Below are 21,717 nucleotides of genomic sequence, written 5' to 3'. Positions count from 1 at the left end.
GCCCGACGAAGGTCCCCCACATGAGCCGGATGGCGAGATCGGTGATTACGGCCGCAACAGCACTTTCGTGGCGCGGCGCTCGTCCATTGCCGCGTACGCTTCAGCGACCTCACTCAACGGAAGCTCGAGATCGAAGACCTTGCCCGGCGTGATCGACCCTGACCGCACGTCTGGTAGCAGCTCTTCTATGTATCCCCGCACCGGCGCGACGCCGCCCACGACACCGACGTTCCGGTTGAACATGTCGCGAACAGGCAGCTCCGGGCCGCCTGCCGGCACGCCGACGAACCCGACCCGTCCTCCCGGCCGCGCCGAGGCCAGGGCCTGTGCCATCGACTCCTTCGTTCCGACGCACTCGAGAACGCGATCGGCGCCGATGCCCTGAGTGAGCTGCCGCACGGCAGCAACGCCCTCGTCACCGCGCTCGGCGACGACGTGTGTTGCGCCGAACTCCCAGGCAAGCGCCTGGCGCTGCGGATTGCGAGACATCGCGATGATCTCGGTGGCACCCAGCCGCTTCGCTGCGATCACGCCGCACAGACCCACCGCGCCGTCACCGACAACGACTACCGTGTCTCCAGGTCGCACTCCGGCGCTCACCGCGGCGTGATGCCCGGTACCCATGACATCGGCCAGCGACAGCAACCCCGGGATCTCGTCGTCGGTAACCGGTCCCGGCACGACCACGAGCGTCCCGTCGGCCAGGGGCACGCGAACCCTCTCGCCCTGACCGCCGTCGGCGAAGCCGCCGAGCCGGTCGTCCTGCCCCCACCATCCGCCGGTAAGGCACGACGTGCTCACGCCGTTGCGGCAGTTCAGGCAGGTGTTGTCGCACACGTAGAAGGGCGCGATCACGAAGTCGCCGGGTCGCACCAGCTCAACCTGGTTACCGACGGATTCGACGACACCGATGAACTCATGCCCGATTCGGTGCGGCTCTTCGGTGGGCGCGATCCCGCGGTACGACCACAGGTCCGATCCGCACACGCACGCCGCGACGACACGAACTAGCGCATCGCCACCGGTCGACAGCACCGGATCGGCAACGGTTTCCAGTCGGACGTCTCGGGCACCATGAATGACGGTTGCACGCATGGTTCGAGACTATGCCCCGCGAATGATTCGCGGGGCATCCGTCACTTCTTTTCGGTGACCTCGACAGTGAAGGTGACGTCCTGAATGCCGCCGTCACTGTTGGACAGCACCACTTCAGTGCTCCCGACGCTCAGCGCGGTGACACCCGGGTTGAACGTCGCGGTGTCGTCGGTGTGACCGGGGACGAACTCGGCGACAGCAGGATCGGCAACCTCGCCGCTGTAGCTGTCGACCGGCAAATCACCGGTATTGATGTTCAGCACCTGACCGACGATCAGCTCGACGGTCTCCCCCTGCAGGTCACCGGCGTCCATCGTCACCGGGGCGATGACGTTGTTCTGCGAGCAACCGCTCAGCGCGATAGACACAGCGAAGACCCCGGCGACAACTGCACTCAATGCTCTGGTTCTCATAGCTGTGAGTCTGGCAGGCGCACCACTGGAGCAGTAGTGGGAAACGCCAGAACCGCGCTACAACTGTTATCAAGCGTCGCGGCGACGACCCGGGGCCGTCGCCGCAGGGAGGGATCGATGCGCGCGACCGACACGCTCTCCATTCGCGGACTGGTCGGTCTGGCCAAGGCCGAAGCCAAGCGATGGGGCTCCGACCACGCGACCGTCACGCACGCGGCATCCGCGTTCGCGCAGAACTGGACCGCTGAGTTCCGCGAGGCGTTCGGCTCCGACGGCGAGGCTCTGCTTCACCGTCTTCTCGCTGCCGGCCAGACGATCGGCAATGAAGCCGAGGTGCGAAACATGATCACGGCCTCGCCGGATGCCGCGGCCCTGGCAATGCGGCTGCACGCTGCCCTCCGGGGAGATCTCGCGGTCGCCGACCTGCTGCCCGAGGAAAGCTCTCCGAGTCGCCACCGCGTCGATGACTCCGAACAGGTCGGGGCGTCCGACGGCGCCGCGCCCGCGACACGCACAGACCCTCTGGCGGGTCTTCTTCGAGGACGCGAAGCCCTGGATGTCGCGGCGTACCTCCTCAGCGATCAGCCACTGATCCCCGCCCTCGTGGGCCGACGCGGCTGCGGCAAGACGAGCCTCGCAGCCGAGATCGCGCGCCTTCTGCTCGACCTCGAGGATCCGCTGCCGACGCTCTTCTTCGACCCCGGAACGACCGTGGACGGCGAGCCGGCGATGCTGCTGCGCGACACACTGTCGGCGCTGACTCGGCGCACCGTCGTCGTTGTCGAAGACGTCGATGAGCTGGCGCGACTGGGCACCACCGAGCCCGACGTGTCCATCCTCCGCGAGATCTGGCAGTCAGAGCGATTCCCGCTCGCGCGCCTGGTGATCACGGTGACCGCTCCGTATGAGAAGCGGATTGCGCAGTTTTATGGCGCTCTCTCGGATCGCCTGGTCATCGTCGAGCTGCAACCGTGGGACGAGAACGTGGTGCGGGGACTGGTCGTGCCGGTGGCGACGCATTTGGCCGAGCAGTATGGCGTCGTCATCGATCACGCTGCCATCGAGGCGGCCCTCCAGCCACCGACGGAGGCTGACACCTTCGATCACCCAGGGCTCGCCATCGCGCGTCTGGATGTCGCCTGCGCCCGCGCGATGATTGCGGGAGGGCGCACCGTGACCGTCTCCGATGTGACTCTCGCCTGAGCAGCCTCCCGGCCGGATATTCACGTCCCTTCCCCTGACGCCGCGCACGGCGGAGAGCTAACGTCAGAGGTGGAGGTCGGACGATGCTCGATACTGCTCGCTCTCAACGACTCGACTCTCTTCGCGCCGAACTGCTGACCCTCCGCTCTGCAGCTCAGGATGCCGAGCGAGCGGCATCCGCTCCCCTGTCCCGCGTGCATCCCGTCCATGCGGCCGGCGCCGCCAATCTCGTTCGCTATGTCGCCCTGCGATCGCGAGACCTGCGGGACGTGCAGGATCGCCTCACCGCGGAGGGGCTCTCGTCACTCGGACGGATGGAAGCCGACGTCCTGCGCAACCTCGATGCGGTACTCGGCACGATCGATGCAGCGCTGGGCCACGCAGCACCGCACGAGCACGCCACCGCGGACGCGGACACCCGGTTCGCCCCGGCCACTCCCCTGAGCGTGCACGCGGCAGCGCTGCTCGGCGGCACAGCAGACGACCGCCAGACCCGCATCATGGTCACGTTGCCGAGCGAAGCCGCTGACGATCCCGCACTGGTCACCCGATTCGCGCGAGCAGGCATGGATGTCGCCCGCATCAACTGCGCACACGACGACTCCGCGGCGTGGGAGCGAATGGCCAGGCACGTCCGAGACGCCGGCGCGAGCATCCGGATCGCCACCGACCTCGCAGGGCCGAAGCTGCGCACCGGTCCTCTCGAACCTGGACCGCGGGTCGTGAAGGTGTCGCCCACGCGCGACGCTCTGGGGCGGGTGACCGAGCCCGCGTCGGTCTGGCTCGTCGCACCACGCGCTGACGGGTCGGCTGCGCCCGCTGGGGAAATCCCCATCACGGATGACATGTGGCTTGCTCGCCTGCGGATCGATGACACCGTCGAGTTCACCGATACTCGTGGCCGATCGCGCTACATGACGGTCGTCGCGCTGCGCGGCGGCGGGGCACAGATCGAAGGAGACCGGACGGCGTATCTCGGGACCGGGACGCTGCTGGATGTCGATGGCCGCGAGACCCGGGTCGGCCCGCTGCCACCGGTCGATCAAGCGCTGCGGGTCCGCCGGGGCGAGATCATCGAACTTCGTCCGGATGAGGAACCGGGATTCACGCATGAGGGCCGACACCGTGTCGGCTGCACGGTGCCCGAAGCACTCGAGGTGATCCGCGTCGGTGATCGCGTGCTCTTCGATGACGGCAAGATCGAGGGCTTCGTGCGCGCCGTGGGTGTCGCTGACGGCCAGCGCGTCGCGGAGGTCGAGGTGACCCTCGCCTCACCGCGGGGAACGAAGCTCCGCGCCGAGAAGGGCATCAACCTCCCCGACACCGACCTGCCCATCTCGGCGCTCGCCGACGAGGACCTGCGCGCACTTGATGCCGTCGCCGGATTCACCGACATCGTGCAGCTGTCGTTCGCGCGCTCTCCCGGCGACGTCGCGCGCCTGTTCACCGAGCTTGACGCGCGGGGCGCCGGGCACCTGGGCGTCGTCGTGAAGGTCGAGACGGTGCGCGCTTTCCGAGCGCTGCCCGAAATTCTCCTCGAGCTCATGCAACGGCCCCGGGTGGGCATCATGATTGCCCGAGGCGATCTCGGTGTCGAGGCCGGCTGGGAACGGCTCGCAGAAGTGCAGGAAGAGATCCTGTGGCTGTGCGAAGCCGCGCACGTCCCGGTGATCTGGGCAACGCAGGTGCTCGACTCGCTCGCCGGTAGCGGTGTTCCCACCCGCGCCGAGGTGACGGATGCCGCCGCGGGGGAAAGGGCTGAGTGCGTCATGCTCAACAAGGGTCCGCACATCGAGGAGGCGATCGAAGCGCTCGATGACATCCTGCGGCGGATGCACGGCCACCTCGAGAAAAAGCGCCCGCTGCTGCGACGGCTGCGCGCCTGGTCTCACGAAGGCTGAGCAGCCGCAGCACGGCCGCCCGTCACAGACGGTCATACAGCGCACGCGGCGCTTTGCGACACCTAGCGTGGTGATGCCAGGCCATCCACCCGAGGAGTGTCATGTCAGTTCTGTCCGAGGTGCTCGACGCGAACGAGTCCTACGCATCCGCGTTCGACAAGGGCGGTCTCGCTCTGCCGCCCGCCCGCGGCTTCGCCATCCTCACGTGCATGGACGCGCGTCTCGACCCAGCGAAGTACGCGGGCCTGAGCGAAGGGGATGCCCACGTCATCCGTAACGCCGGCGGTCGTGCGTCCGACGACGCCATCCGATCCCTCGTGATCTCGTACAAGCTGCTCGGCACGAAGGAGTGGTTCGTCATCCACCACACCGACTGCGGCATGGAGTTCTTCACCGACGAGGTGATCCGCGGCCTGCTTGCGAACTCCCTCGAGACCGCCGAGCTACGCGCCGAGGGCTTCGTGGATGTCGGCACCGGCCCCGGCTCCGCCGAGGCCGCCTACATCGACTGGCTCACGATCAGCGACCAGGCGCAGGCCGTCGTCGACGATGTGGCGCGCATCAAGGCTCACCCGCTCGTCCCGGCCCGCATCCCCGTGTACGGCTACGTGTACGACGTCCGAACCGGTCGCCTCGTCGAGGTGCCGGCAGCGACCGCAGCAGGCGCCGCCGCCTGATCGCACCCCGAGCGGCCGGTTTCGGCATCCGTCACAGGATGTCGGAACCGGCCGTTTCGGCGTCCAGGTACCACCAGCGTCCCGCGGCGAGGCGGAACCGACTGCGCTCGTGCTGCTCCCCGGCCTCTGCGCCGTGGCGCCAGCGCGCCCGGAACTCGACGATGCCGGTGGTCTCGCCCCCGGCCGCGGGAGCGTCGATGACGCGCAGCCCCACCCAGCGCACGTCAGGGTCGAGGTCAATCCGCTCGGGTCTGGTGCGCGGGTGCCAGGTATCGGCGAGGTAGCGCGCGTTGCCGAGCGCGAACGCGCAGTACCGCGAGCGCATCAGCCGTTCCGGGCTCGGGGCCGCCTCCCCTCGGTGGAGCGGTCCGCAGCACCGGCCGTACGTGTTTCCGCTGCCGCAAACACACGGATCCTGGTCGGCCGGTCGACGGATGCCGGGCTGCGCAGCAGATCCGAAACTCATGTGAGGATTCTATGAACCGCGAGCACGGTGGCTTTCCTTAGAGCAGTCTCAGAGACCCGCCGCCACGCTTGCCTCATGACCACAGCGACACCGTCTCGCACCACCGTCACGGCACCGCCTCCCGTCCCGCGGCGTCCGCAGCATCGTGCTCCGGCCGTGGCGAGCGCCGCCGTACCCGGGAGGAGCCGTGCTCGCTCGACCCGCCGGGCGTGGAATCTCGCCGCGACGAGCGTGATCTGGCTGACAAGCCTGTTCGTTCTCGCCCTCTGGGTGGCCGGCGGCGGCATCCAGGACCTGTGGGGCCTCGATGCCGCCGCGCTGAACAGCCTGGGCCGCTTGACGGGCCTGATCGCCTCAAACCTCCTGCTCTACCAGGTGATCCTTCTTGCGCGTATCCCCCTGTTCGAGCGGGGGTTCGGACGCGACGGGCTGACCCGGATGCACCGACTCGTCGGGTTCTGGTCGTTCTCACTGATGCTCGCCCACATCGCACTTCTGGTTCTGGGCTACGCCGCTGCCGCGGATGTGAACGTGTTCGTCCAGCTCTGGGAGTTCGTGTGGGACTACCCCGGGATGCTGCTGGCCACCGCCGGCACGATTCTCATCATCCTCGTCGCCGTCACCTCGATGCGCCGCGCACGAGCGAAGCTGCGCTACGAGTCATGGCACCTGCTGCACCTGTACGCGTACCTCGGCGTCGGGCTCGCGCTGCCCCACCAGCTGTGGACCGGCGCCGACTTCCTCTTCTCGCCCGTCGCCACCGCCTATTGGTGGGGACTGTGGGCGATCAGCGCCGCAGCTATCGTCGTGTTTCGCATCCTGGTGCCCCTCGCACGCTCGCTGCGACACCGGGTGCGCGTCGCCGACGTTCGTCCCGACGGCGTGGGCGGCGTTGCGGTCACCATGACCGGGCACCGTCTGGATCGCCTGGGAGCCCGCGCAGGCCAGTTCTTCATCTGGCGTTTCCTGGATGGCCCCGGAGCCTCACGGGCGAATCCGTTCTCGTTGGCCGCAGCCCCCGATGGCCGCAGCCTGACGATCTCTGCCCGCATCGTCGGTGACGGCACCGCCCGCCTGGCACGGCTCGCTCCCGGCACCCCTGTCCTTATCGAGGGACCGTACGGCACGATGACAGGAGATGCCCGCACCGGCTCGAAGCTTCTGATGATCGGTGCCGGCGCCGGGGTAGCACCGTTGGTCGCCCTGCTTCAAGCCGAGGGTTACGCACCGGGCCAGGCCATTCTGGTCACCCGCGACCACTCACCCGAGGCCGCGCTCCGCAAGGATGCCATCGGCGCCCTTGTCGCGAACCGAGGTCTGCGACACATCCCGCTTCCGGGTCCCCGGGCCCGCACAGCGTCCTCGTGGCTGCCGGCCTCGCACGCCGCCTGGACCGCCTCCGATGCGCTGCGCCATCTCGCGCCCGACCTCGAGGACTACGACGTGTTCCTCTGCGGACCCGCGCCCTGGATGAAGGCCCTCGAGCACGACCTGCGTGCCGCGGGCGTTCACCGCAGCCGCATCCATTCCGAGTCATTCACCGTCTGACCCTTCACACCACGGAGCCTCCGATGAAGCGCATCGTTTACGGACTTCTCGCCACCCTGAGCGGCGTCGTCCTCCTGTTCAGCTACCGCACCTCGCTCGAGGCGGTCATGCCGGTTGCCGCCGACGACACGGCGGGCACGACGAGCAGCACGACGACCGCCCCGGCACCCGCGTCGACGCCGTCGAGTTCGGCGGGCGCTCCGGATACAGCCGGGACTACCACGCCCTCGGCATCCCCATCTCCATCTCCATCGACGTCCACTGCACAGACCACGAGCGGCCTCGCCGACGGCACCTACACCGGGGATGCGGTGCGCACCCGATACGGAAACGTCCAGGTTCAGATCACCGTCAGTGGTGGTGCGATCACCGACGTGCAGGTGCCGCAGTATCCGAGCAGCAACCGCGAGGATCAGCAGATCAATGCGCGCGCACTGCCCGTCCTGATCTCCGAGACGACAAGCGCTCAGAGTGCATCGATCCGCATGGTGTCGGGCGCCACCTACACCAGCCAGGGGTACACGCAATCACTTCAGAGCGCGCTGGATCAGGCGCAGCAATGAGCTCGAGCGAGCCTCGCGTCTGGGTCGAGACGATCATGGGAACTGTCGTCTCGGTACACGCCTATGGCACCACGGCTTTCGTTCAGGATGCCGAGACCGCGGCATCCGTGGCTTGCGCCTTCGACGAGCTCCGCGAAGCCGACCGAATCTTCTCGACCTATCGCGAGGACTCGGAGATCAGCCGTCTACACCGCGGGAAGATCACGCTCGACGAGGCGCATCCGCTCGTTGCCGAGGTCGCCGCCGCATGTCTTGACGCCGAGCAGCGCTCCGGCGGCCGGTTCTCGGCTACCTGGCGTGGCTGGTTCGACCCCACTGGCTACGTCAAGGGCTGGGCGGTCGAACGCGCGGCACGGATGCATCTTCTGCCGCTTCTGGCCGCGACCGGCGCGACAGCGATCGGCATCAACGCGGGCGGTGACATGCAGGTGGGGACGGCGCCGGGAAGCGACTGGGTGTGGCGCGTCGGCATCGCCGACCCGCACCGCGCCGGTGAGGTTCTCGCGATCATGGATGTCGTCGACGGCGCGGTAGCGACCTCGGGAACCGCTGAGCGAGGTGCGCACATCCTGGACCCGCGCTCCGGCGAGCCGGCGACCGGCGTTCGCAGCGCGACAGTCGTCGCCGACTCCCTGGCCGAAGCCGACCTGTGGGCAACCGTCGCGATTGTCGCCGGCGACGACCTCTCGTGGGTGTCAGCGGCTGACTCCCGGTCGGGCATGACGGTATCCGATGACGGACGCGTGCGGCGATGGATGGGCGCGACCGAGGTATCGGTCGTCACACACGCGGACTCGGCAGCGCGATAAGGAACGTCGTGCCCCCGGATGAGGTCGATTCGACCTCGATCCGGCCCGCGTAGCGGGTCAGCACGTCTCGCACCAGCGCGAGCCCGAGTCCGGACCCGCGCCGCCTGCCCGTCTCTGATCCGCGGGCGAACCTTTCGAAGATGCGCTCCGCGTCGGCCGGGTCGATTCCGCTGCCCTGATCGCTGACGCGGATCTCCACATCGTCACGGGTCGCTGCCGCCGCGATCGTCACCGCGGCGCCCCCGGGACTGTGCTGGATCGCATTGTCGACGACGGCCATCAGGATGCGGGTGAGCGTCGGAAGCGGCATCCGCACCGCCCGGTCGGTGGAGAAGACCTCCAGCGTCACCCCGCTTTCGTCGGCGAGTGGCTGGAGGCGGGAGACCGCGGCATCCATCGCCTCACCGACCGGCGCAAGAGCCGTCGTATCCGCTTTGCCTTCGGCAGCCATCAACAGATCGGTGAGCATGTCGTTCATTGCGTCAGCGTCGGAGCGCAGCTGGTCGAGAGCCTCGGCGACGTCTCCCCCGCGTTCCAGGCGACGCTGGGCGATCTGGATGCGACTGGTCAGGGTCGTCAGCGGCGTGCGCAGTTCGTGACTGGCGTCAGCGACGAAGTTCCGCTGCAGTCGCAGCGCCTCGCCGAGCGGCCGTACCGCACGGCGAGCGGCGAACCATGCGATCAGCGACAGCACCACCACGCCCAGGATGCCGAGCCCGATCACCCACGGCAGCACCCGGTCGACGTCGACCACGAGATCATCCCCCGACCCGCGATGGTCACCGGGGAAACCTGTTCCGTGCTCGTCATTCTCGACACGCGCGCGCAGCAGGATGACGGCGACCAAGACCGACACCCCGAGCGCGATGACGATCGCCGACGCCGCGGCAACCCACACCCCGACAGAGAAAGCAGCCCGCTGCACGCGGCGCCGGTCGGCAGCTTCCGGACTCGTCATGACGGTTGCCCGACCCGGTAGCCGCGAGCGCGCACCGTCTCGATCATCTCGGGAACCGATTTACGTCGGATGTAGTGGACGTACGTATCGACCGAGCCCGGGGTGTCGCCCTCGTGAAACACCGCACCCAGGATCTCTTCTCGACTGAACACATGCTCGGGGCTGGCGCTGAGCACATCCAGCAGCGCGGTCTCGGTCGTCGTGAGCGCGACCCGTGCTCCAGAGGGCCCGTAGAGCGCCTGGGACTCGGGAACGAAGACCCACTCGCCGAGCGTGCGTCGGTGCTGTTCTGCGCGGTAGCCGCGCACGAGAGCCCGGATGCGAGCAAGCAACTCGCCGTAGTCGAACGGTTTCACGAGGTAGTCATTGGCGCCGGCATCCAGTCCCTCGACGCGGTCATCCACGGCGCCGAGGGCCGTCAGCAGCAGGATGGGCGTCGTGATGCGAGCGGTGCGGATCGCGCGCACCAGGTCGATTCCATCGCCGCCGGGAAGCCGCCTGTCGATGACCATCACATCGAATCGCTGCTGCAGGGCGCGGGCCCTCGCCGATGCAACGTCTGCCGCATGGACGACGGCATGGAACTCCGAGAGGACCTCGATCGTCATCTGGGCGACGTCCTGATCGTCTTCGACGTACAGCACGTCGGCGTGCGTTCCGCTGTCGTACGGCATGATGCCTCCCGGGCCAACGCTAGCGCGCAGACCTATCCGCGAGCTGGAGCGCAGGGATCCTCCCCACCTCCGGGTCCGTTGTTCGAACTGTGGATAGTGCAGCCGAGACGGATGCCGCGGGCTACCGTGGTCGACATGACCCGCCGCCGTCCGTTTCGAGCCGCGTCGATCGTGATCGCCGCGATGCTCGGTGTCGGTGCGCTCTCCGGGTGCGGGCCGACGGCTCCCACCCCGACCCCGACGCCCACAGGGTTCGCCTCCGAGGAGGAAGCCTTCGCTGCCGCAGAGGCCACGTACCGCGCATATGTGGACGCCCTCAACCAGGTCGACCTCAGCGACCCCTCGACCTTCGAGGAGGTCTACCGCTGGACCACCGGCGATGCGAATGCAGCCGAGCGGGAATCGCTCAGCGGAATGCATGCGAACGGCTGGACTGTGTCGGGAATGAGCGAAGTCACAGGTTTCAGCCCGACCTCCTGGGATGCAGGTGCTGGCACGATCGATGGCATTGCGTGCCTTCGCGTCGCAGATGTCGCACTGACTGATCGCGACGGCAACTCAGTCGTGAGTACGGATCGTCCAGACACTCAGTCGGTAATGATTGTGGCGACAACGTCCGCCGACTCGCCGACGGGTGCGCTGCTGTCAGTCGTCGATGGATCGAATAGCGAACAATGCGGCTAGCCAGCCTGGTGGTGCTCGCCGCGTTGAGCGCGGCCTCTCTAGCACCGACCACAGTCGGAGGATCCGGATGCGCGAGCAACTCCGCATGGTCGGGTAATTGCAGCGTCTCCAACAACGGGAGCCAGGTCGACGTCGGCGGCTCCGCGAACCAGCCGGGCTCCGGCGGAGGATCCGGAACCGGCGGCGCGGGCAGCTCCCCGGGCCGCGGCGGCTCCAACGGCAACTCCGGTACCGGCTCGACCGGTAACGCAGCCCCGGCCACTGAGGAGTGCCCCATCGTCGGATGCCGAGGCAACTACTCCGTCGTCACGTATCCGGATGTGACGATCGACGATCTCGCGAGCTTCGTCCCGGCGCGTCCGAGCCTCGGTGGCGAGCCCGCAGGTTTCGGGGTCGTGGGGACGCCCACCAACATCATCGCTGCAGCATCCACGCACACCCTTACGGGGCCGCTGCTCGGATGGGACGTGACAGTCAGGTTCCGACCGGCCGGCTACGTGTTCGACTACGGCGACGGTTCGAACACGCGCACGACGACTGGCGGTGCGACCTGGGCTTCCCTCGGACTCCCCCAGTTCAGCCCGACGTCAACGAGTCATGTCTACCGCGAGCGCGGCACGTACACCGTCTCCCTCACGTTGCAGTACTCGGCGGATGTCGACTTCGGCAGCGGATGGCGCCCGGTTCCCGGCTACGTCAACGCCCCGGCACCGCCCTACACGCTCGAGGTTCTCGAGGTTCGCACGGCCCTGGTCGATCGCACCTGCGCCGAGAACCCCAGCGGCCCCGGCTGCTGAGGGCCGTCCGCACCGCCACGCCATCGTCGGGGGCGCATGCCAGGATGGGCGCGTGACCGAACGTTTGATGCTGCTCGACTCCGCGTCGCTGTACTTCCGCGCGTTCTACGGCGTACCGGACACCGTCAAGGCTCCGAGTGGGATGCCGGTCAACGCGGTGCGCGGATTCCTCGACATGATCGCGAAACTCGTCACCACCTACGAGCCGACGCATCTCGTGGCCTGCTGGGACGACGACTGGCGTCCGCAATGGCGCGTCGACCTCATCCCGTCGTACAAAACCCACCGGGTCGTCGAGGTCGTCGCGGGAGCCCCGGATGTCGAGGAGGTCCCGGATCCCCTCGAGGTGCAAGTGCCGCTGATCCGCGAGGCACTCGCCGCCCTCGGGATCACGATCATCGGCGCCGCCGAACACGAGGCCGACGATGTCATCGGCACCCTCGCCACGGTGGCAACGATGCCCGTCGACATCGTCACGGGTGACCGCGACCTCTTCCAGCTCGTCGACGACGAGCGCAGCATCCGTGTCATCTACACCGCCCGCGGCATGAGCAACCTCGAGCTGGTCACCGACCGCACTGTCGTCACCAAGTACGGCGTACTGCCAAGCCAATATGCCGACTTCGCGACCCTTCGCGGCGACAGCTCCGACGGGCTACCCGGAGTTGCCGGCATCGGCGAGAAGACGGCGGCTACGCTCCTGGCCGCGCACGGCGACCTTGCCGGCATCATCGCCGCCGCCGAGCGAGGCGAGGGAATGTCGGCTGGTGTTCGAGCGAAGATCGCCGCGGGGCTCGACTACCTGGAGGTGGCTCCCACCGTCGTCGAGGTGGTGCGCACGCTCGATCTTCCCCAGCCTGACACGCAACTGCGTCCGCTCGAGAACGATCAGCGCGTGGCCGCGGTCACCCTCGCTGAAACGTGGTCGCTCGGAGCGTCGGTTTCACGGGTCATCGAGGCGCTCGCCACGACACGATGACAGCCGCGACCAGCAGCACGCAGTAGGCGAGCACGACGACAAGGGATGCCAGCAGCACGGCATCCCACCCGCCTGTCGCCTCGTGCAGCGCACCCATGGCTGGGGCGGCGAGGGCCGCGGCCGCGTAGCCGCCGCCCTGCACGAGCGCCGACATCCCGGCAGCCTCTGCGTCGGAGCGAGCGATCGCGACGATCGTGCTGAAGATCACCACGAACCCGCCAGCGTGTCCGATGGCCCCGAAGCTCAGCCAAAGCGCTGCCCACTCGGGCGCGATGATCATGCCGAGCGTCAGCAAGATCCACGACGCGCCAATGGCAATCGCAGGCACGATCCGCGGTGTGAACCGGGCGAGCAGCGGAACAATGAACGCCCCCACCACGGCAACACCGTGGAAGAACGCCGTCAAGCCTCCCGCTGCTGCTGCGGTGACCCCGAGATCGTCGGCGATGAGTGTGGGCAACCAGGTGGCGAACCCGTAGTACACGGCGGCCTGCCCTGCGAACGCGAGCAGAAGCATCCACGGCACCGGGTTCCGAAACATCGAATCGCCGCGCGTCGCCCGTCTCCCGAGCGGCACGGGCACCGGGCCGGTGAGGGTGTCGGCCTCGCGATCGGCGACGGATGCCGCCCCCGGGCGCTGCGCACCCGAGAACCGCTCGCCCCACAGCTCCCCGCGCGCGGCGGCCCGGCGCAGATGCAGGCCCCATAGCAGCATCCCGGCGATCGTGATCACCGACCACGCGACCAGGGCGAGGTTCCACCCGATCACCGAGGCGATCGGCACCGTCAGCAGCGAGGTCAGCAGCGATCCGGCGTTGAGCATCGCGACGTAGCCGGCGGTGACCAGGGCCACCCGCTCCGGCGCGACATCACGGCGAATGATGACCGGGATGACCACGTTTCCGATCGTGATGGATGCGCCGATCACGATCATCCCGGCGAGCATCCACCCGAAGCCCGGAACGGCGCGCAGGAAGGTGCCCAGCAGAACGCCCGTGAGGGTGATCATGAGCGCGAGCTCTGCTCCGGCGCGACGGATGACGAGAGCCGCCACCGGCGTGAGCAACGCGAACATCAGGACGGGCGCAGTTGTGAGCAGACCCGCGGTGGCCGCTCCAATGCCGAGATCGGTCTCGATCTGCCGCAGCACAGGTGTCGGTGAGACGATGGGTCCGCGAAGACTCAGCGCGGCGACGAGGATGCCGGCGATGACCAGCCCGGCGGCGCTTCCGGCGGCACCAGGATTGATGCGTCGGTCGGAAGCCACCCGTCGAGTCTAGGGTTGCGTCACCGCCTGCCTGCCGCGCTCAGGTTGCGCTCCTTATACCCCCAGGGGTATCGTAGTCATCGAACATCACCGACCAGAACCCGGAAGGATATCCCCATGTGCTCTCAGATTCGTTGCTCCTCGTGCGGCAAGATCACCTGGACCGGCTGCGGCATGCACGTTGAGCAGGCCCTCGCCGGTGTTCCCAAAGACCAGCTCTGCACCTGCAACTGACGTCGCCCTCGCTCACCGCCGCGTCGCGGTCCATTCCCGAAGGCGCGCCAGCGGCCACGTCGTGACGATGCGGTCAGCCGGAACCCCGACACGCTCTGCCCGCTCGGCACCGTAGTCCAGCAGCGACAGATGACCCGGCGCGTGCGCGTCGGAGTCGATCGAGAACAGACATCCCTTCGTGAGGGCGAGCGCGATCAGTTCATCGGGCGGGTCCTCGCGTTCCGGCCGCGAGTTGATCTCGACAGCGACACTGGCTTCCGCGCAGGCCTCGAACACCCGATCCGCGTCGAAATCAGATGGGGGCCTCGTCCCCCGCTGACCGGAGACGAGTCGCCCTGTGACGTGACCGAGCACATCGATCCTGCCGCTTCGCACGGCGCGCAGCATCCTCGCCGTCATGGGGCCGCGCTCCATCCGCAGCTTCGAGTGAACGGATGCCACGACGATCTCCAGCGAGCGCAGCAGTTCATCCTGCTGATCGAGCCCGCCGTCTTCGAGGATGTCGACCTCGATGCCCGTGAGCAGGGTGAACCGGTCGTCGCGAAAGCTCTCCACGATCGGGATCTGATCGCGAAGCCGCTGCGCCGACAGGCCGTTTGCCACGCGCAGCCGCGGCGAGTGGTCGGTGAGCGCGAGATACTCCCGTCCGAGTTCGCGCGCAGCCTTCACCATCGCCGCGATCGGCGTCGTGCCGTCCGACCAGTCCGAATGGCTGTGAAGGTCGCCGCGCAGCAGCGCGCCAAGCGCAGACGGTCGGATGCCGGCCCGCTCCCGCAGTTCCGCGAGGTAGTCCGGCACGCGCCCCTCCCGGGCCTGAACGATCACCGCCAGGGTCGACTCACCGATCCCCTTCCGGCGCCGCAACCCCGCCGTATCGGCCAGCTGCGCGGCATCCAGCCCCTCGATCGCTGCCGCGGCAGTACGAAACGCCCTCGCCTTGTAGCGGATCGCCCGCTCGCGCTCCAGCAGCAGCGCGATCTCGATCAGCGCGTCGTACGGCTGCAGCTCCGGCTCGCTCATGTCGCCCAGCCTGACACGCCCCACCGACGCGCGCATCGCCTTCTGCAGGTAGGCAAAATCCCGGGCGTAGGTCGATTGCAGTTGCGATCGACCTACGCCCGGGAGAAGTCCTACCTCCGCGAGGAGGGTCGGCGGGACGTCAGCGCGTCAGGGTGTGACTCCCGCGCGCTTGACGACGACGGGGGCACTGGCGAGGCGGTGGAGAGCCCAGCCGAACAGGATCGAGAGCACACCGATCCCCATCGCGAAAGCGGAGACACCAAAGCTGACCACCGAGGTGAACAGGGATGCCCGCAGGAACGATGCGTTCATCATTGTCGCGCGCACCGGGTCCTCGCGGTCGAGCTCGGCGTAGGTGGCACCGCCGGATGCCTCGAGGGCGTGGTGCTGAATGATGTCGGCCTGCACGTAGGCGGTGAAGGGGCCGGCGACGGTCTGGCCCTGGAAGGCGATCGCGTCCTCGGGGATGGTGATGTTCTCGGCGCGCAGCTGGCTCGAGACGGTAGCCCACACGACGATGCCCACGATGATGAGCAGGGCGCCGCCGACGATGCCGAGGATCCCCACCACCTTCACGAGACCGAGGTTGCGGGCGGGCGCCTGAACGGTGTCGGTGGCGCTGGCTGTGTCGGTGGCGGACATGGCGATTTCTCCTTCAGGGACATGCATCGTCGGGGGGATTCGACGGTGTCTCTCACCGTCGACATCCACGGTACGAAGCCGGCCAGCCTACGGAAAGTGACGTAGGTCCCCCGACGAGAAATTCGGTGAATGACCCAGGTCAGGGCGCGAGCGCAGCGGTCGCCTCGGCCCACGCGTCCAGCTTTGCCGCAGCAGCACCCGAGTCGATAGCCGCAGCGGCGTCCACTTGCGCCTCCCGCAGGCGCTCAACAATGGGCACCTGCGCCTGCGCGGCATCCTGCGACAGCCGGAACGCCACGATCCCCGCTGCCGCGTTCAGCAGCACGATGTCACGCACCGGCCCCGTCTCGCCCGCCAGCACACGCCGGACGATCTCGGCGTTGTGCTCGGGCGCGCCACCGCGAAGATCGTCGAGCATCGCAAGCGGGATGCCGAGATCCCGCGGATCGAGATCGTGCTCGTGGATGTCGCCGCGCGACACTTCCCAGATCCGGCTGTGTCCGGTGGTGGTCAGTTCATCGAGCCCGTCGTCGCCGCGGAACACCAGCGCTGTTGCGCCGCGTGTGCGGAACACGCCGGTGATCAGAGGAACGCGGTCCAGCTGCGCGACGCCCACCGCGTTCGCCTCGGCACGGGCGGGGTTGCACAGCGGGCCGAGGAAATTGAAGACGGTCGGAACCCCGAGCTCGGCGCGCGTGGGCCCGGCGTGCCGGAATCCGGGGTGGAATGCGGCAGCGAAGGCGAAGGTGATGCCGGCGCGGTCGAGGACCTCGGCGACGGCATCCGGCGAGAGGCGAAGATCAATGCCGAGCGCCGAGAGGACGTCGGAAGACCCGGATGCAGAACTCGCCGCCTTGTTCCCGTGCTTGACGACCGGGATGCCGGCGGCAGCGGCGACGATCGATGCTGTCGTAGACACATTGACGGTGCGATGACGGTCTCCACCGGTTCCGACGATGTCCAGGACGTGAGGATCCACGGGAAGCGGGAGCGCAGCCTCGAGGATTGCGTCGCGGAAACCCACGATCTCATCGACGGTCTCGCCCTTCGCACGGAGGGCGATGAGGAATCCGGCCAACTGCGAGGCAGTCGCCTCCCCAGCCATGATCTGGCGCATTGCCCACGTCGACTCCGACACGCTGAGGTCCTTACCCTCGAGGAGGGCGCTGATGATCGAGGACCATGACGACTGCTGGGTCATGGCTCCGAGCGTAGCGGGGCGGGCAACTGAGGTGCACCTAAGTCGCAAACCACCTCACATCAGTGGTGGCTCATGCGAAACCCCAGGCAAATCTTCAGCCATAATGAAGAATGTGACCACCAGCTCAGCGACGTACTCCCAGGCCATGCGGTCGGTCAAGCGACCCGACCCGGTCGCAGTTGGAACCATCGTGTGGCTCGGCAGCGAAGTCATGTTCTTCGCCGGCCTTTTCGCGATCTATTTCACACTGCGAAGCACCTCCCCCGACCTGTGGGCCCAAGAGACCCAGCTGTTGAACGTCCCGTTCGCTGCGGTCAACACCACGATCCTGGTGCTCTCATCCGTCACCTGTCAGATGGGTGTGTTCGCCGCTGAGCGTTTCCAGCCGTACACGGTCAAGACCAACCGGTTCCGCGACCGCTGGGGCATGGTCGAGTGGTTCTGGCTGACCTTTGCTCTCGGCGCCATCTTCGTGTCGGGCCAGGTGTGGGAGTACGCCCAGCTCGTCGCCGAAGGGATGCCAATCCAGGCGAACGCGTACGCCTCGGCGTTCTACCTGACGACCGGCTTCCACGCCCTGCACGTGACCGGTGGCCTCATCGCCTTCCTCCTCGTGATCGGACGCGCCTTTGCGGTCAAGAACTTCGGCCGCAAGGAGATGACCTCGTCGATCGTCGTGTCGTACTACTGGCACTTCGTCGACGTGGTCTGGATCGCCCTGTTCTTCGTCATCTACTTCCTCAAGTAACCCGAGCGGAGCTGAATCACCCTCATGGCACGACAGACCAAGCGCCGCTCGACCGGCCGCCGGAGCCCCTGGGCAGCGACCGCACTGATCGGCATCGGACTGCTCATCACCGGCGGCGTCTACGCGGGCGCCTCCGGTGCGATGGCAGCCACCGAACCCGACACCGCCACGGCGACCAGCCTGACGATCGAGGACGGCAAGAAGCTGTTCCAGGCCAACTGCGCCACCTGCCACGGCCTTGACCTGCAGGGCACCGAGAACGGCCCCTCGCTCTATGGTGTCGGCGCCGTCGCCGTCGACTTCCAGGTCGGCACGGGCCGGATGCCGCTGCAGATGCAGGGTCCCCAGGCCCCCCAGAAGCCGGTGCAGTTCACCGACGAGCAGATCCTCGCGATGGCCAACTACGTGCAGTCCGTCGCTCCCGGTCCCGACTTCCCGGACCCCGAGATCCTCGACGGTGAAGGCGACGTCGCACGCGGAGCTGAGCTGTTCCGCATCAACTGCGCAATGTGTCACAACGTCGCCGGCGCCGGTGGCGCCCTGACCGAGGGCAAGTACGCTCCCGCCCTGACCGAGGTCAGCGCTCTGCACATTTACGCCGCGATGGTCACCGGCCCCCAGAACATGCCGGTGTTCAACGACATGTACCTGACCGACGAGGACAAGCGAGACATCATCTCGTCGCTGCTGTACATCCAGCAGACCGAGTCCCCCGGTGGATTCAAGCTCGGGTCGCTCGGACCGGTCGCTGAGGGTCTGTTCATCTGGATCTTCGGGATCAGCACCCTGATCGGCATCACCGTGTGGATCACGGCGAAATCCAACTGACCCCGCATACCGAATACGTAGCAAGACGCTAGAGGAGCACCATGGCACACGAGGACGACCCGCACGGCCTCGACAGGGCGTCGTACCAGCCCTCGTCGGGAACGGCCGTCGCCGTCACCGACCCCGTGCGTAACCCCGAGCTTCCGCCGCACCGTGAGCGGATGACCGACAAGGACCCGGCGGCGATGAAGCGCGCCGTCCGCACGATCTACACGCTCTTCTACATCTCGGTAGCCGGGTCGCTGTGGGCAGTTGCCGCCTACATGATCTTCCCGATCGAGAGCGGCGAGATCCCGGCGATCCGCGACAACAACCTCTTCATCGGCCTCGGCATCGCCCTCGCGCTGCTGGCTATTGGTGTCGCCGCGATCCACTGGTCCAAGGCGGTGATGTCCGACAAGGAGCACACCGAGGCCCGCCACCCCACTCGTGGCACCGACGCGACGCGTGCCGGCGCCGTAGCCGTCTTCGAAGCCGCCAACGAGGAGTCAGGATTCGGACGACGCACCGTCATCCGCGGCGGCCTCTTCGCGGCCCTGATCGCCTCGATCCTTCCGGCGATCACCCTCTTCCGTGGTCTTGCCCCCGAGAACACTCCCGAGCGCCCCAACGCGGGCAACCCGGTGTACCTCCTCAGCCACACCATGTGGAAGCCCGGCATGCGTCTGGCCAAGGACCCCGAGGGCACGCCGATCAAGGCATCCGAGGTCACTCTCGGCTCGGCGGTGCACGTGATCCCCGAGCCGCTCGCCGAACTCAGCCACGAAGAGGGCTACCTCGAAGAGAAGGCCAAGGCGATCGTGCTGCTGGTGCGCATGCTGCCCGAGCAGATCACCGAAACACCTGAGCGGGCGACCTGGTCGTACGACGGCATCGTCGCTTACTCCAAGGTCTGCACCCACGTCGGCTGCCCCGTGGCTCTCTACGAGCAGCAGACACACCACCTGCTCTGCCCCTGCCACCAGTCGCAGTTCGACGTCTCGGACGGCGCGAAGGTCATCTTCGGGCCCGCAGCACGTCCGCTGCCGCAGCTGCCCATTGAGGTGGATGACGAGGGTTACCTCGTCGCGCAGAGCGACTTCACCGAACCCGTCGGCCCGAGCTTCTGGGAGCGCCATTGAGCACCGCCACCGCTACTGACGAGACGGCCGTCGGTACCACCAGAGAAAAGCCGCTCGGCGGCCGATTCGTCGGCGCCACCGCCAACTACCTCGACGAGCGCACCAGCCTCTCGGGACTGGTCAAAGAGCTCGGTCGCAAGATCTTCCCCGACCACTGGTCGTTCATGCTCGGTGAGATCGCGCTGTGGAGCTTCGTCGTCGTCCTGCTCTCGGGAACGTTCCTGACGTTCTTCTTCCAGGCCTCGATGGTTCCCACCCACTACACGGGCGCCTACATCCCGATGCGTGGCGTGGAGATGTCGGCGGCGCTGGACTCGACCCTGCGGATCTCGTTCGACATCCGCGGCGGTCTGCTGGTGCGCCAGATCCACCACTGGGCAGCGCTCGTGTTCATCGCCGGTATCGGTGTGCACATGCTGCGAGTGTTCTTCACCGGCGCGTTCCGCAAGCCGCGTGAACTGAACTGGCTGATCGGCTTCGTGCTGTTCGTCCTCGCGATGGGTGAGGGCTTCACCGGCTACTCGCTCCCCGACGACCTGCTCTCGGGCAATGGCCTCCGAATCATCGACGGCATGATCAAGGGCATCCCGCTGATCGGCACCTGGACCTCGTTCCTGCTGTTCGGCGGCGAGTTCCCCGGCATGCAGATCGTCGGACGCCTGTACACACTGCACATCCTGCTGCTGCCGGCGATCCTGGTCGCGCTGCTCGCGGCACACCTGATCCTCATGATCATCAACAAGCACACGCAGTTCGCCGGCCCCGGCCGGTCGAACGACAACGTCGTGGGCTACCCGATGCTCCCGGTGTACGCCTCGAAGATGGGTGGATTCTTCTTCATCGTCTTCGGTGTGATCGTGCTGATCGCATCCCTCTTCACGATCAACCCGGTCTGGAACTACGGTCCCTATGACCCCTCGCCGGTGTCTGCGGGTACCCAGCCTGACTGGTACATCGGATTCGCCGACGGTGCGCTACGTCTCGTGCCGCCGCACCTCGAGACGGTCTTCTGGGATCACACCTGGTCGTGGAACATCATCCTGCCGATCACGGTGCTGGTGCTCTTCATCGCCCTGGTCGCGTTCTACCCCTTCATCGAGGCGTGGATCACCGGCGACAAGCGCGAGCACCACATCGCGCAGCGTCCGCGCAACGCCCCGACCCGCACCGCCATCGGCGCCGCCGGCGTCACCTTCTACGCGGTGCTGTGGGCAGCGGCATCCTCCGACATCATCGCCACCCACTTCTGGGTGACGATGGAGGGTGTCATCCACACGCTGCAGGCTCTGCTGTTCGTGGGTCCGGTCATCGCCTACTTCGTCACGAAGCGCATCGCTATCGCGCTCCAGAAGAAGGACCGCGAGATCGCCCTTCACGGCTACGAGTCGGGCCGCATCGTCCGCCTCCCCGGTGGTGAGTACATCGAGGTTCACCAGCCCGTCGACGAGTACGAGCGCTGGAAGCTCGTGGACTTCGAGATCTACGAGCCGCTGGTCGTTCGTCCGAACTCGGGTGGGCAGATTCCGTGGCACCAGAACTTCCGTGCCTCGCTGTCGCGCTGGTTCTTCGAAGACCGCCTCGCTCCTGTCACGCAGGCCGAGGTCGACGAGGCGCTCTCGCACCAGCACCACGAGCTCGACCACATCGCCGAGCAGGAGGATGCCGAGATCCAGGCGATGCACGAGCGCGCCGGGGTTCCGGATGCTCCGCACCACCCGATCACCGACGGCAAGCAGTCCGAGACGGCTGTTCGCCCGACGAACGTGATCGTCACTGACGAGGTCGTGGAGAACACGGCTGCCGATAAGGGCACGTCGAACACGGATGTCGATCCTGACGACGACGTTCACCCCAGCGGCGACACGAAGTAGTCCCGAATCAACCAGTGC

At 67.3% G+C, this 21,717-nt stretch carries 22 protein-coding genes; 13 read left to right on the top strand and 9 right to left on the bottom strand.

Translation table 11 applies throughout. From position 1 onward, the window contains the following. Positions 1 to 45: 45 nt before the first annotated feature. Both BGO47_RS02415 and BGO47_RS02410 read right to left on the bottom strand, forming a co-directional pair. Positions 46 to 1,095 (bottom strand): zinc-dependent alcohol dehydrogenase family protein, encoded by a 1,050-nt coding sequence (locus BGO47_RS02415; RefSeq protein ID WP_292708195.1) that lies wholly within the window; start codon positions 1,093 to 1,095, stop codon positions 46 to 48. Between the two features lie 41 nt (positions 1,096 to 1,136). Then, positions 1,137 to 1,508 carry a hypothetical protein gene (locus BGO47_RS02410; RefSeq protein ID WP_292708193.1) on the bottom strand — a complete coding sequence of 124 codons (372 nt, stop codon included), beginning with the start codon at positions 1,506 to 1,508 and terminating at the stop codon, positions 1,137 to 1,139. A 117-nt stretch (positions 1,509 to 1,625) separates the two neighbouring features. On the opposite strand from BGO47_RS02410, the gene BGO47_RS02405 reads away from it, so the two are divergent. The 3 genes from BGO47_RS02405 (at position 1,626) to BGO47_RS02395 (ending at position 5,289) form a co-directional block, all read left to right on the top strand. After that, entirely contained in the window at positions 1,626 to 2,711 is a 1,086-nt protein-coding gene (locus tag BGO47_RS02405) for an AAA family ATPase (protein ID WP_292708192.1), read from the top strand. 83 nt (positions 2,712 to 2,794) lie between these two features. After that, the gene (locus BGO47_RS02400) at positions 2,795 to 4,612 is read left to right on the top strand and encodes a pyruvate kinase (RefSeq protein ID WP_292708190.1); all 1,818 of its coding nucleotides are present in this window, start codon (positions 2,795 to 2,797) and stop codon (positions 4,610 to 4,612) included. 101 nt (positions 4,613 to 4,713) lie between these two features. Beyond that, complete coding sequence (locus tag BGO47_RS02395) at positions 4,714 to 5,289, top strand: carbonic anhydrase (protein ID WP_292708188.1); 576 nt, start codon at positions 4,714 to 4,716, stop codon at positions 5,287 to 5,289. A gap of 31 nt (positions 5,290 to 5,320) precedes the next feature. On the opposite strand, the gene BGO47_RS02390 is transcribed toward BGO47_RS02395, so the two are convergent. Then, positions 5,321 to 5,755, bottom strand: coding sequence for a YchJ family metal-binding protein (locus BGO47_RS02390; RefSeq protein WP_292708187.1), 435 nt, complete (start codon positions 5,753 to 5,755; stop codon positions 5,321 to 5,323). A 75-nt stretch (positions 5,756 to 5,830) separates the two neighbouring features. Here BGO47_RS02390 and BGO47_RS02385 point away from each other — a divergent pair, with 75 nt between their 5' ends. Genes BGO47_RS02385 through BGO47_RS02375 form a run of 3 tightly spaced genes read left to right on the top strand, consistent with a single transcriptional unit; the run spans position 5,831 to position 8,675 of the window. Next, a complete protein-coding gene (locus tag BGO47_RS02385; RefSeq protein WP_292708186.1) occupies positions 5,831 to 7,303 on the top strand; it encodes a ferredoxin reductase family protein in 1,473 nt (490 codons plus the stop codon). Positions 7,304 to 7,326: 23 nt separating this feature from the next. Then, complete coding sequence (locus BGO47_RS02380) at positions 7,327 to 7,866, top strand: FMN-binding protein (protein WP_292708184.1); 540 nt, start codon at positions 7,327 to 7,329, stop codon at positions 7,864 to 7,866. After that, positions 7,863 to 8,675: an FAD:protein FMN transferase gene (locus tag BGO47_RS02375; protein WP_292708182.1), complete on the top strand. Its 813-nt coding sequence runs from the start codon at positions 7,863 to 7,865 to the stop codon at positions 8,673 to 8,675. The genes BGO47_RS02380 and BGO47_RS02375 overlap by 4 nt, the downstream gene beginning before the upstream one ends. Here BGO47_RS02375 and BGO47_RS02370 read toward each other — a convergent pair. Further along, on the bottom strand, positions 8,647 to 9,633 hold the full coding sequence (locus BGO47_RS02370; RefSeq protein WP_292708180.1) for a HAMP domain-containing sensor histidine kinase: 987 nt from the start codon (positions 9,631 to 9,633) through the stop codon (positions 8,647 to 8,649). The two genes, BGO47_RS02375 and BGO47_RS02370, sit on opposite strands and share 29 nt — an antisense overlap. Then, a complete protein-coding gene (locus tag BGO47_RS02365; RefSeq protein WP_292708178.1) occupies positions 9,630 to 10,307 on the bottom strand; it encodes a response regulator transcription factor in 678 nt (225 codons plus the stop codon). The genes BGO47_RS02370 and BGO47_RS02365 overlap by 4 nt, the downstream gene beginning before the upstream one ends. A gap of 135 nt (positions 10,308 to 10,442) precedes the next feature. On the opposite strand from BGO47_RS02365, the gene BGO47_RS02360 reads away from it, so the two are divergent. Genes BGO47_RS02360 through BGO47_RS02350 form a run of 3 tightly spaced genes read left to right on the top strand, consistent with a single transcriptional unit; the run spans position 10,443 to position 12,767 of the window. After that, entirely contained in the window at positions 10,443 to 10,991 is a 549-nt protein-coding gene (locus tag BGO47_RS02360) for a hypothetical protein (RefSeq protein ID WP_292708176.1), read from the top strand. Continuing rightward, positions 10,982 to 11,788 (top strand): hypothetical protein, encoded by an 807-nt coding sequence (locus BGO47_RS02355; RefSeq protein ID WP_292708174.1) that lies wholly within the window; start codon positions 10,982 to 10,984, stop codon positions 11,786 to 11,788. The genes BGO47_RS02360 and BGO47_RS02355 overlap by 10 nt, the downstream gene beginning before the upstream one ends. A 52-nt stretch (positions 11,789 to 11,840) precedes the next feature. After that, positions 11,841 to 12,767, top strand: a complete 927-nt coding sequence (locus BGO47_RS02350) for a 5'-3' exonuclease (RefSeq protein WP_292708172.1) — start codon at positions 11,841 to 11,843, stop codon at positions 12,765 to 12,767. Here BGO47_RS02350 and BGO47_RS02345 read toward each other — a convergent pair. The 4 genes from BGO47_RS02345 to trpD all read right to left on the bottom strand — a co-directional run bounded on the left by BGO47_RS02345 (position 12,739) and on the right by trpD (position 17,131). After that, positions 12,739 to 14,034, bottom strand: coding sequence for an MFS transporter (locus BGO47_RS02345; protein ID WP_292708170.1), 1,296 nt, complete (start codon positions 14,032 to 14,034; stop codon positions 12,739 to 12,741). The two genes, BGO47_RS02350 and BGO47_RS02345, sit on opposite strands and share 29 nt — an antisense overlap. A 246-nt stretch (positions 14,035 to 14,280) precedes the next feature. After that, the gene (locus tag BGO47_RS02340) at positions 14,281 to 15,273 is read right to left on the bottom strand and encodes a PHP domain-containing protein (RefSeq protein ID WP_292708352.1); all 993 of its coding nucleotides are present in this window, start codon (positions 15,271 to 15,273) and stop codon (positions 14,281 to 14,283) included. A gap of 162 nt (positions 15,274 to 15,435) precedes the next feature. Further along, entirely contained in the window at positions 15,436 to 15,930 is a 495-nt protein-coding gene (locus BGO47_RS02335) for an aromatic ring-opening dioxygenase LigA (RefSeq protein WP_292708168.1), read from the bottom strand. Positions 15,931 to 16,069: 139 nt separating this feature from the next. Continuing rightward, positions 16,070 to 17,131 (bottom strand): anthranilate phosphoribosyltransferase, encoded by a 1,062-nt coding sequence (gene trpD / locus BGO47_RS02330; protein WP_292708166.1) that lies wholly within the window; start codon positions 17,129 to 17,131, stop codon positions 16,070 to 16,072. Positions 17,132 to 17,234: 103 nt separating this feature from the next. Here trpD and BGO47_RS02325 point away from each other — a divergent pair, with 103 nt between their 5' ends. The 4 genes from BGO47_RS02325 to BGO47_RS02310 are packed head-to-tail and all read left to right on the top strand — an operon-like array spanning position 17,235 to position 21,699. After that, on the top strand, positions 17,235 to 17,879 hold the full coding sequence (locus BGO47_RS02325; RefSeq protein WP_228178622.1) for a heme-copper oxidase subunit III: 645 nt from the start codon (positions 17,235 to 17,237) through the stop codon (positions 17,877 to 17,879). 24 nt (positions 17,880 to 17,903) lie between these two features. Further along, positions 17,904 to 18,707 (top strand): cytochrome c, encoded by an 804-nt coding sequence (locus BGO47_RS02320; protein ID WP_292708164.1) that lies wholly within the window; start codon positions 17,904 to 17,906, stop codon positions 18,705 to 18,707. Positions 18,708 to 18,748: 41 nt separating this feature from the next. Then, the gene (locus BGO47_RS02315) at positions 18,749 to 19,828 is read left to right on the top strand and encodes a Rieske 2Fe-2S domain-containing protein (protein ID WP_228178620.1); all 1,080 of its coding nucleotides are present in this window, start codon (positions 18,749 to 18,751) and stop codon (positions 19,826 to 19,828) included. Further along, positions 19,825 to 21,699 (top strand): cytochrome bc complex cytochrome b subunit, encoded by a 1,875-nt coding sequence (locus tag BGO47_RS02310; RefSeq protein ID WP_292708162.1) that lies wholly within the window; start codon positions 19,825 to 19,827, stop codon positions 21,697 to 21,699. The genes BGO47_RS02315 and BGO47_RS02310 overlap by 4 nt, the downstream gene beginning before the upstream one ends. Positions 21,700 to 21,717: the final 18 nt, after the last annotated feature.

This window comes from Microbacterium sp. 67-17, assembly GCF_001898325.1.
GTDB classification, from domain to species: domain Bacteria; phylum Actinomycetota; class Actinomycetes; order Actinomycetales; family Microbacteriaceae; genus Microbacterium; species Microbacterium schleiferi.
Note: the sequence above shows the minus strand (reverse complement) of the source record. Positions and strands in the feature narration are given on the sequence as shown.

Bases quoted from the DNA above. Each gene is read 5' to 3' on its own strand.
- BGO47_RS02415 (WP_292708195.1), bottom strand. From the start codon at position 1,095: ATGCGTGCAACCGTCATTCATGGTGCCCGAGACGTCCGACTGGAAACC.
- BGO47_RS02410 (WP_292708193.1), bottom strand. From the start codon at position 1,508: ATGAGAACCAGAGCATTGAGTGCAGTTGTCGCCGGGGTCTTCGCTGTG.
- BGO47_RS02405 (WP_292708192.1), top strand. From the start codon at position 1,626: ATGCGCGCGACCGACACGCTCTCCATTCGCGGACTGGTCGGTCTGGCC.
- BGO47_RS02400 (WP_292708190.1), top strand. From the start codon at position 2,795: ATGCTCGATACTGCTCGCTCTCAACGACTCGACTCTCTTCGCGCCGAA.
- BGO47_RS02395 (WP_292708188.1), top strand. From the start codon at position 4,714: ATGTCAGTTCTGTCCGAGGTGCTCGACGCGAACGAGTCCTACGCATCC.
- BGO47_RS02390 (WP_292708187.1), bottom strand. From the start codon at position 5,755: ATGAGTTTCGGATCTGCTGCGCAGCCCGGCATCCGTCGACCGGCCGAC.
- BGO47_RS02385 (WP_292708186.1), top strand. From the start codon at position 5,831: ATGACCACAGCGACACCGTCTCGCACCACCGTCACGGCACCGCCTCCC.
- BGO47_RS02380 (WP_292708184.1), top strand. From the start codon at position 7,327: ATGAAGCGCATCGTTTACGGACTTCTCGCCACCCTGAGCGGCGTCGTC.
- BGO47_RS02375 (WP_292708182.1), top strand. From the start codon at position 7,863: ATGAGCTCGAGCGAGCCTCGCGTCTGGGTCGAGACGATCATGGGAACT.
- BGO47_RS02370 (WP_292708180.1), bottom strand. From the start codon at position 9,633: ATGACGAGTCCGGAAGCTGCCGACCGGCGCCGCGTGCAGCGGGCTGCT.
- BGO47_RS02365 (WP_292708178.1), bottom strand. From the start codon at position 10,307: ATGCCGTACGACAGCGGAACGCACGCCGACGTGCTGTACGTCGAAGAC.
- BGO47_RS02360 (WP_292708176.1), top strand. From the start codon at position 10,443: ATGACCCGCCGCCGTCCGTTTCGAGCCGCGTCGATCGTGATCGCCGCG.
- BGO47_RS02355 (WP_292708174.1), top strand. From the start codon at position 10,982: ATGCGGCTAGCCAGCCTGGTGGTGCTCGCCGCGTTGAGCGCGGCCTCT.
- BGO47_RS02335 (WP_292708168.1), bottom strand. From the start codon at position 15,930: ATGTCCGCCACCGACACAGCCAGCGCCACCGACACCGTTCAGGCGCCC.
- trpD (WP_292708166.1), bottom strand. From the start codon at position 17,131: ATGACCCAGCAGTCGTCATGGTCCTCGATCATCAGCGCCCTCCTCGAG.
- BGO47_RS02325 (WP_228178622.1), top strand. From the start codon at position 17,235: ATGAAGAATGTGACCACCAGCTCAGCGACGTACTCCCAGGCCATGCGG.
- BGO47_RS02320 (WP_292708164.1), top strand. From the start codon at position 17,904: ATGGCACGACAGACCAAGCGCCGCTCGACCGGCCGCCGGAGCCCCTGG.
- BGO47_RS02315 (WP_228178620.1), top strand. From the start codon at position 18,749: ATGGCACACGAGGACGACCCGCACGGCCTCGACAGGGCGTCGTACCAG.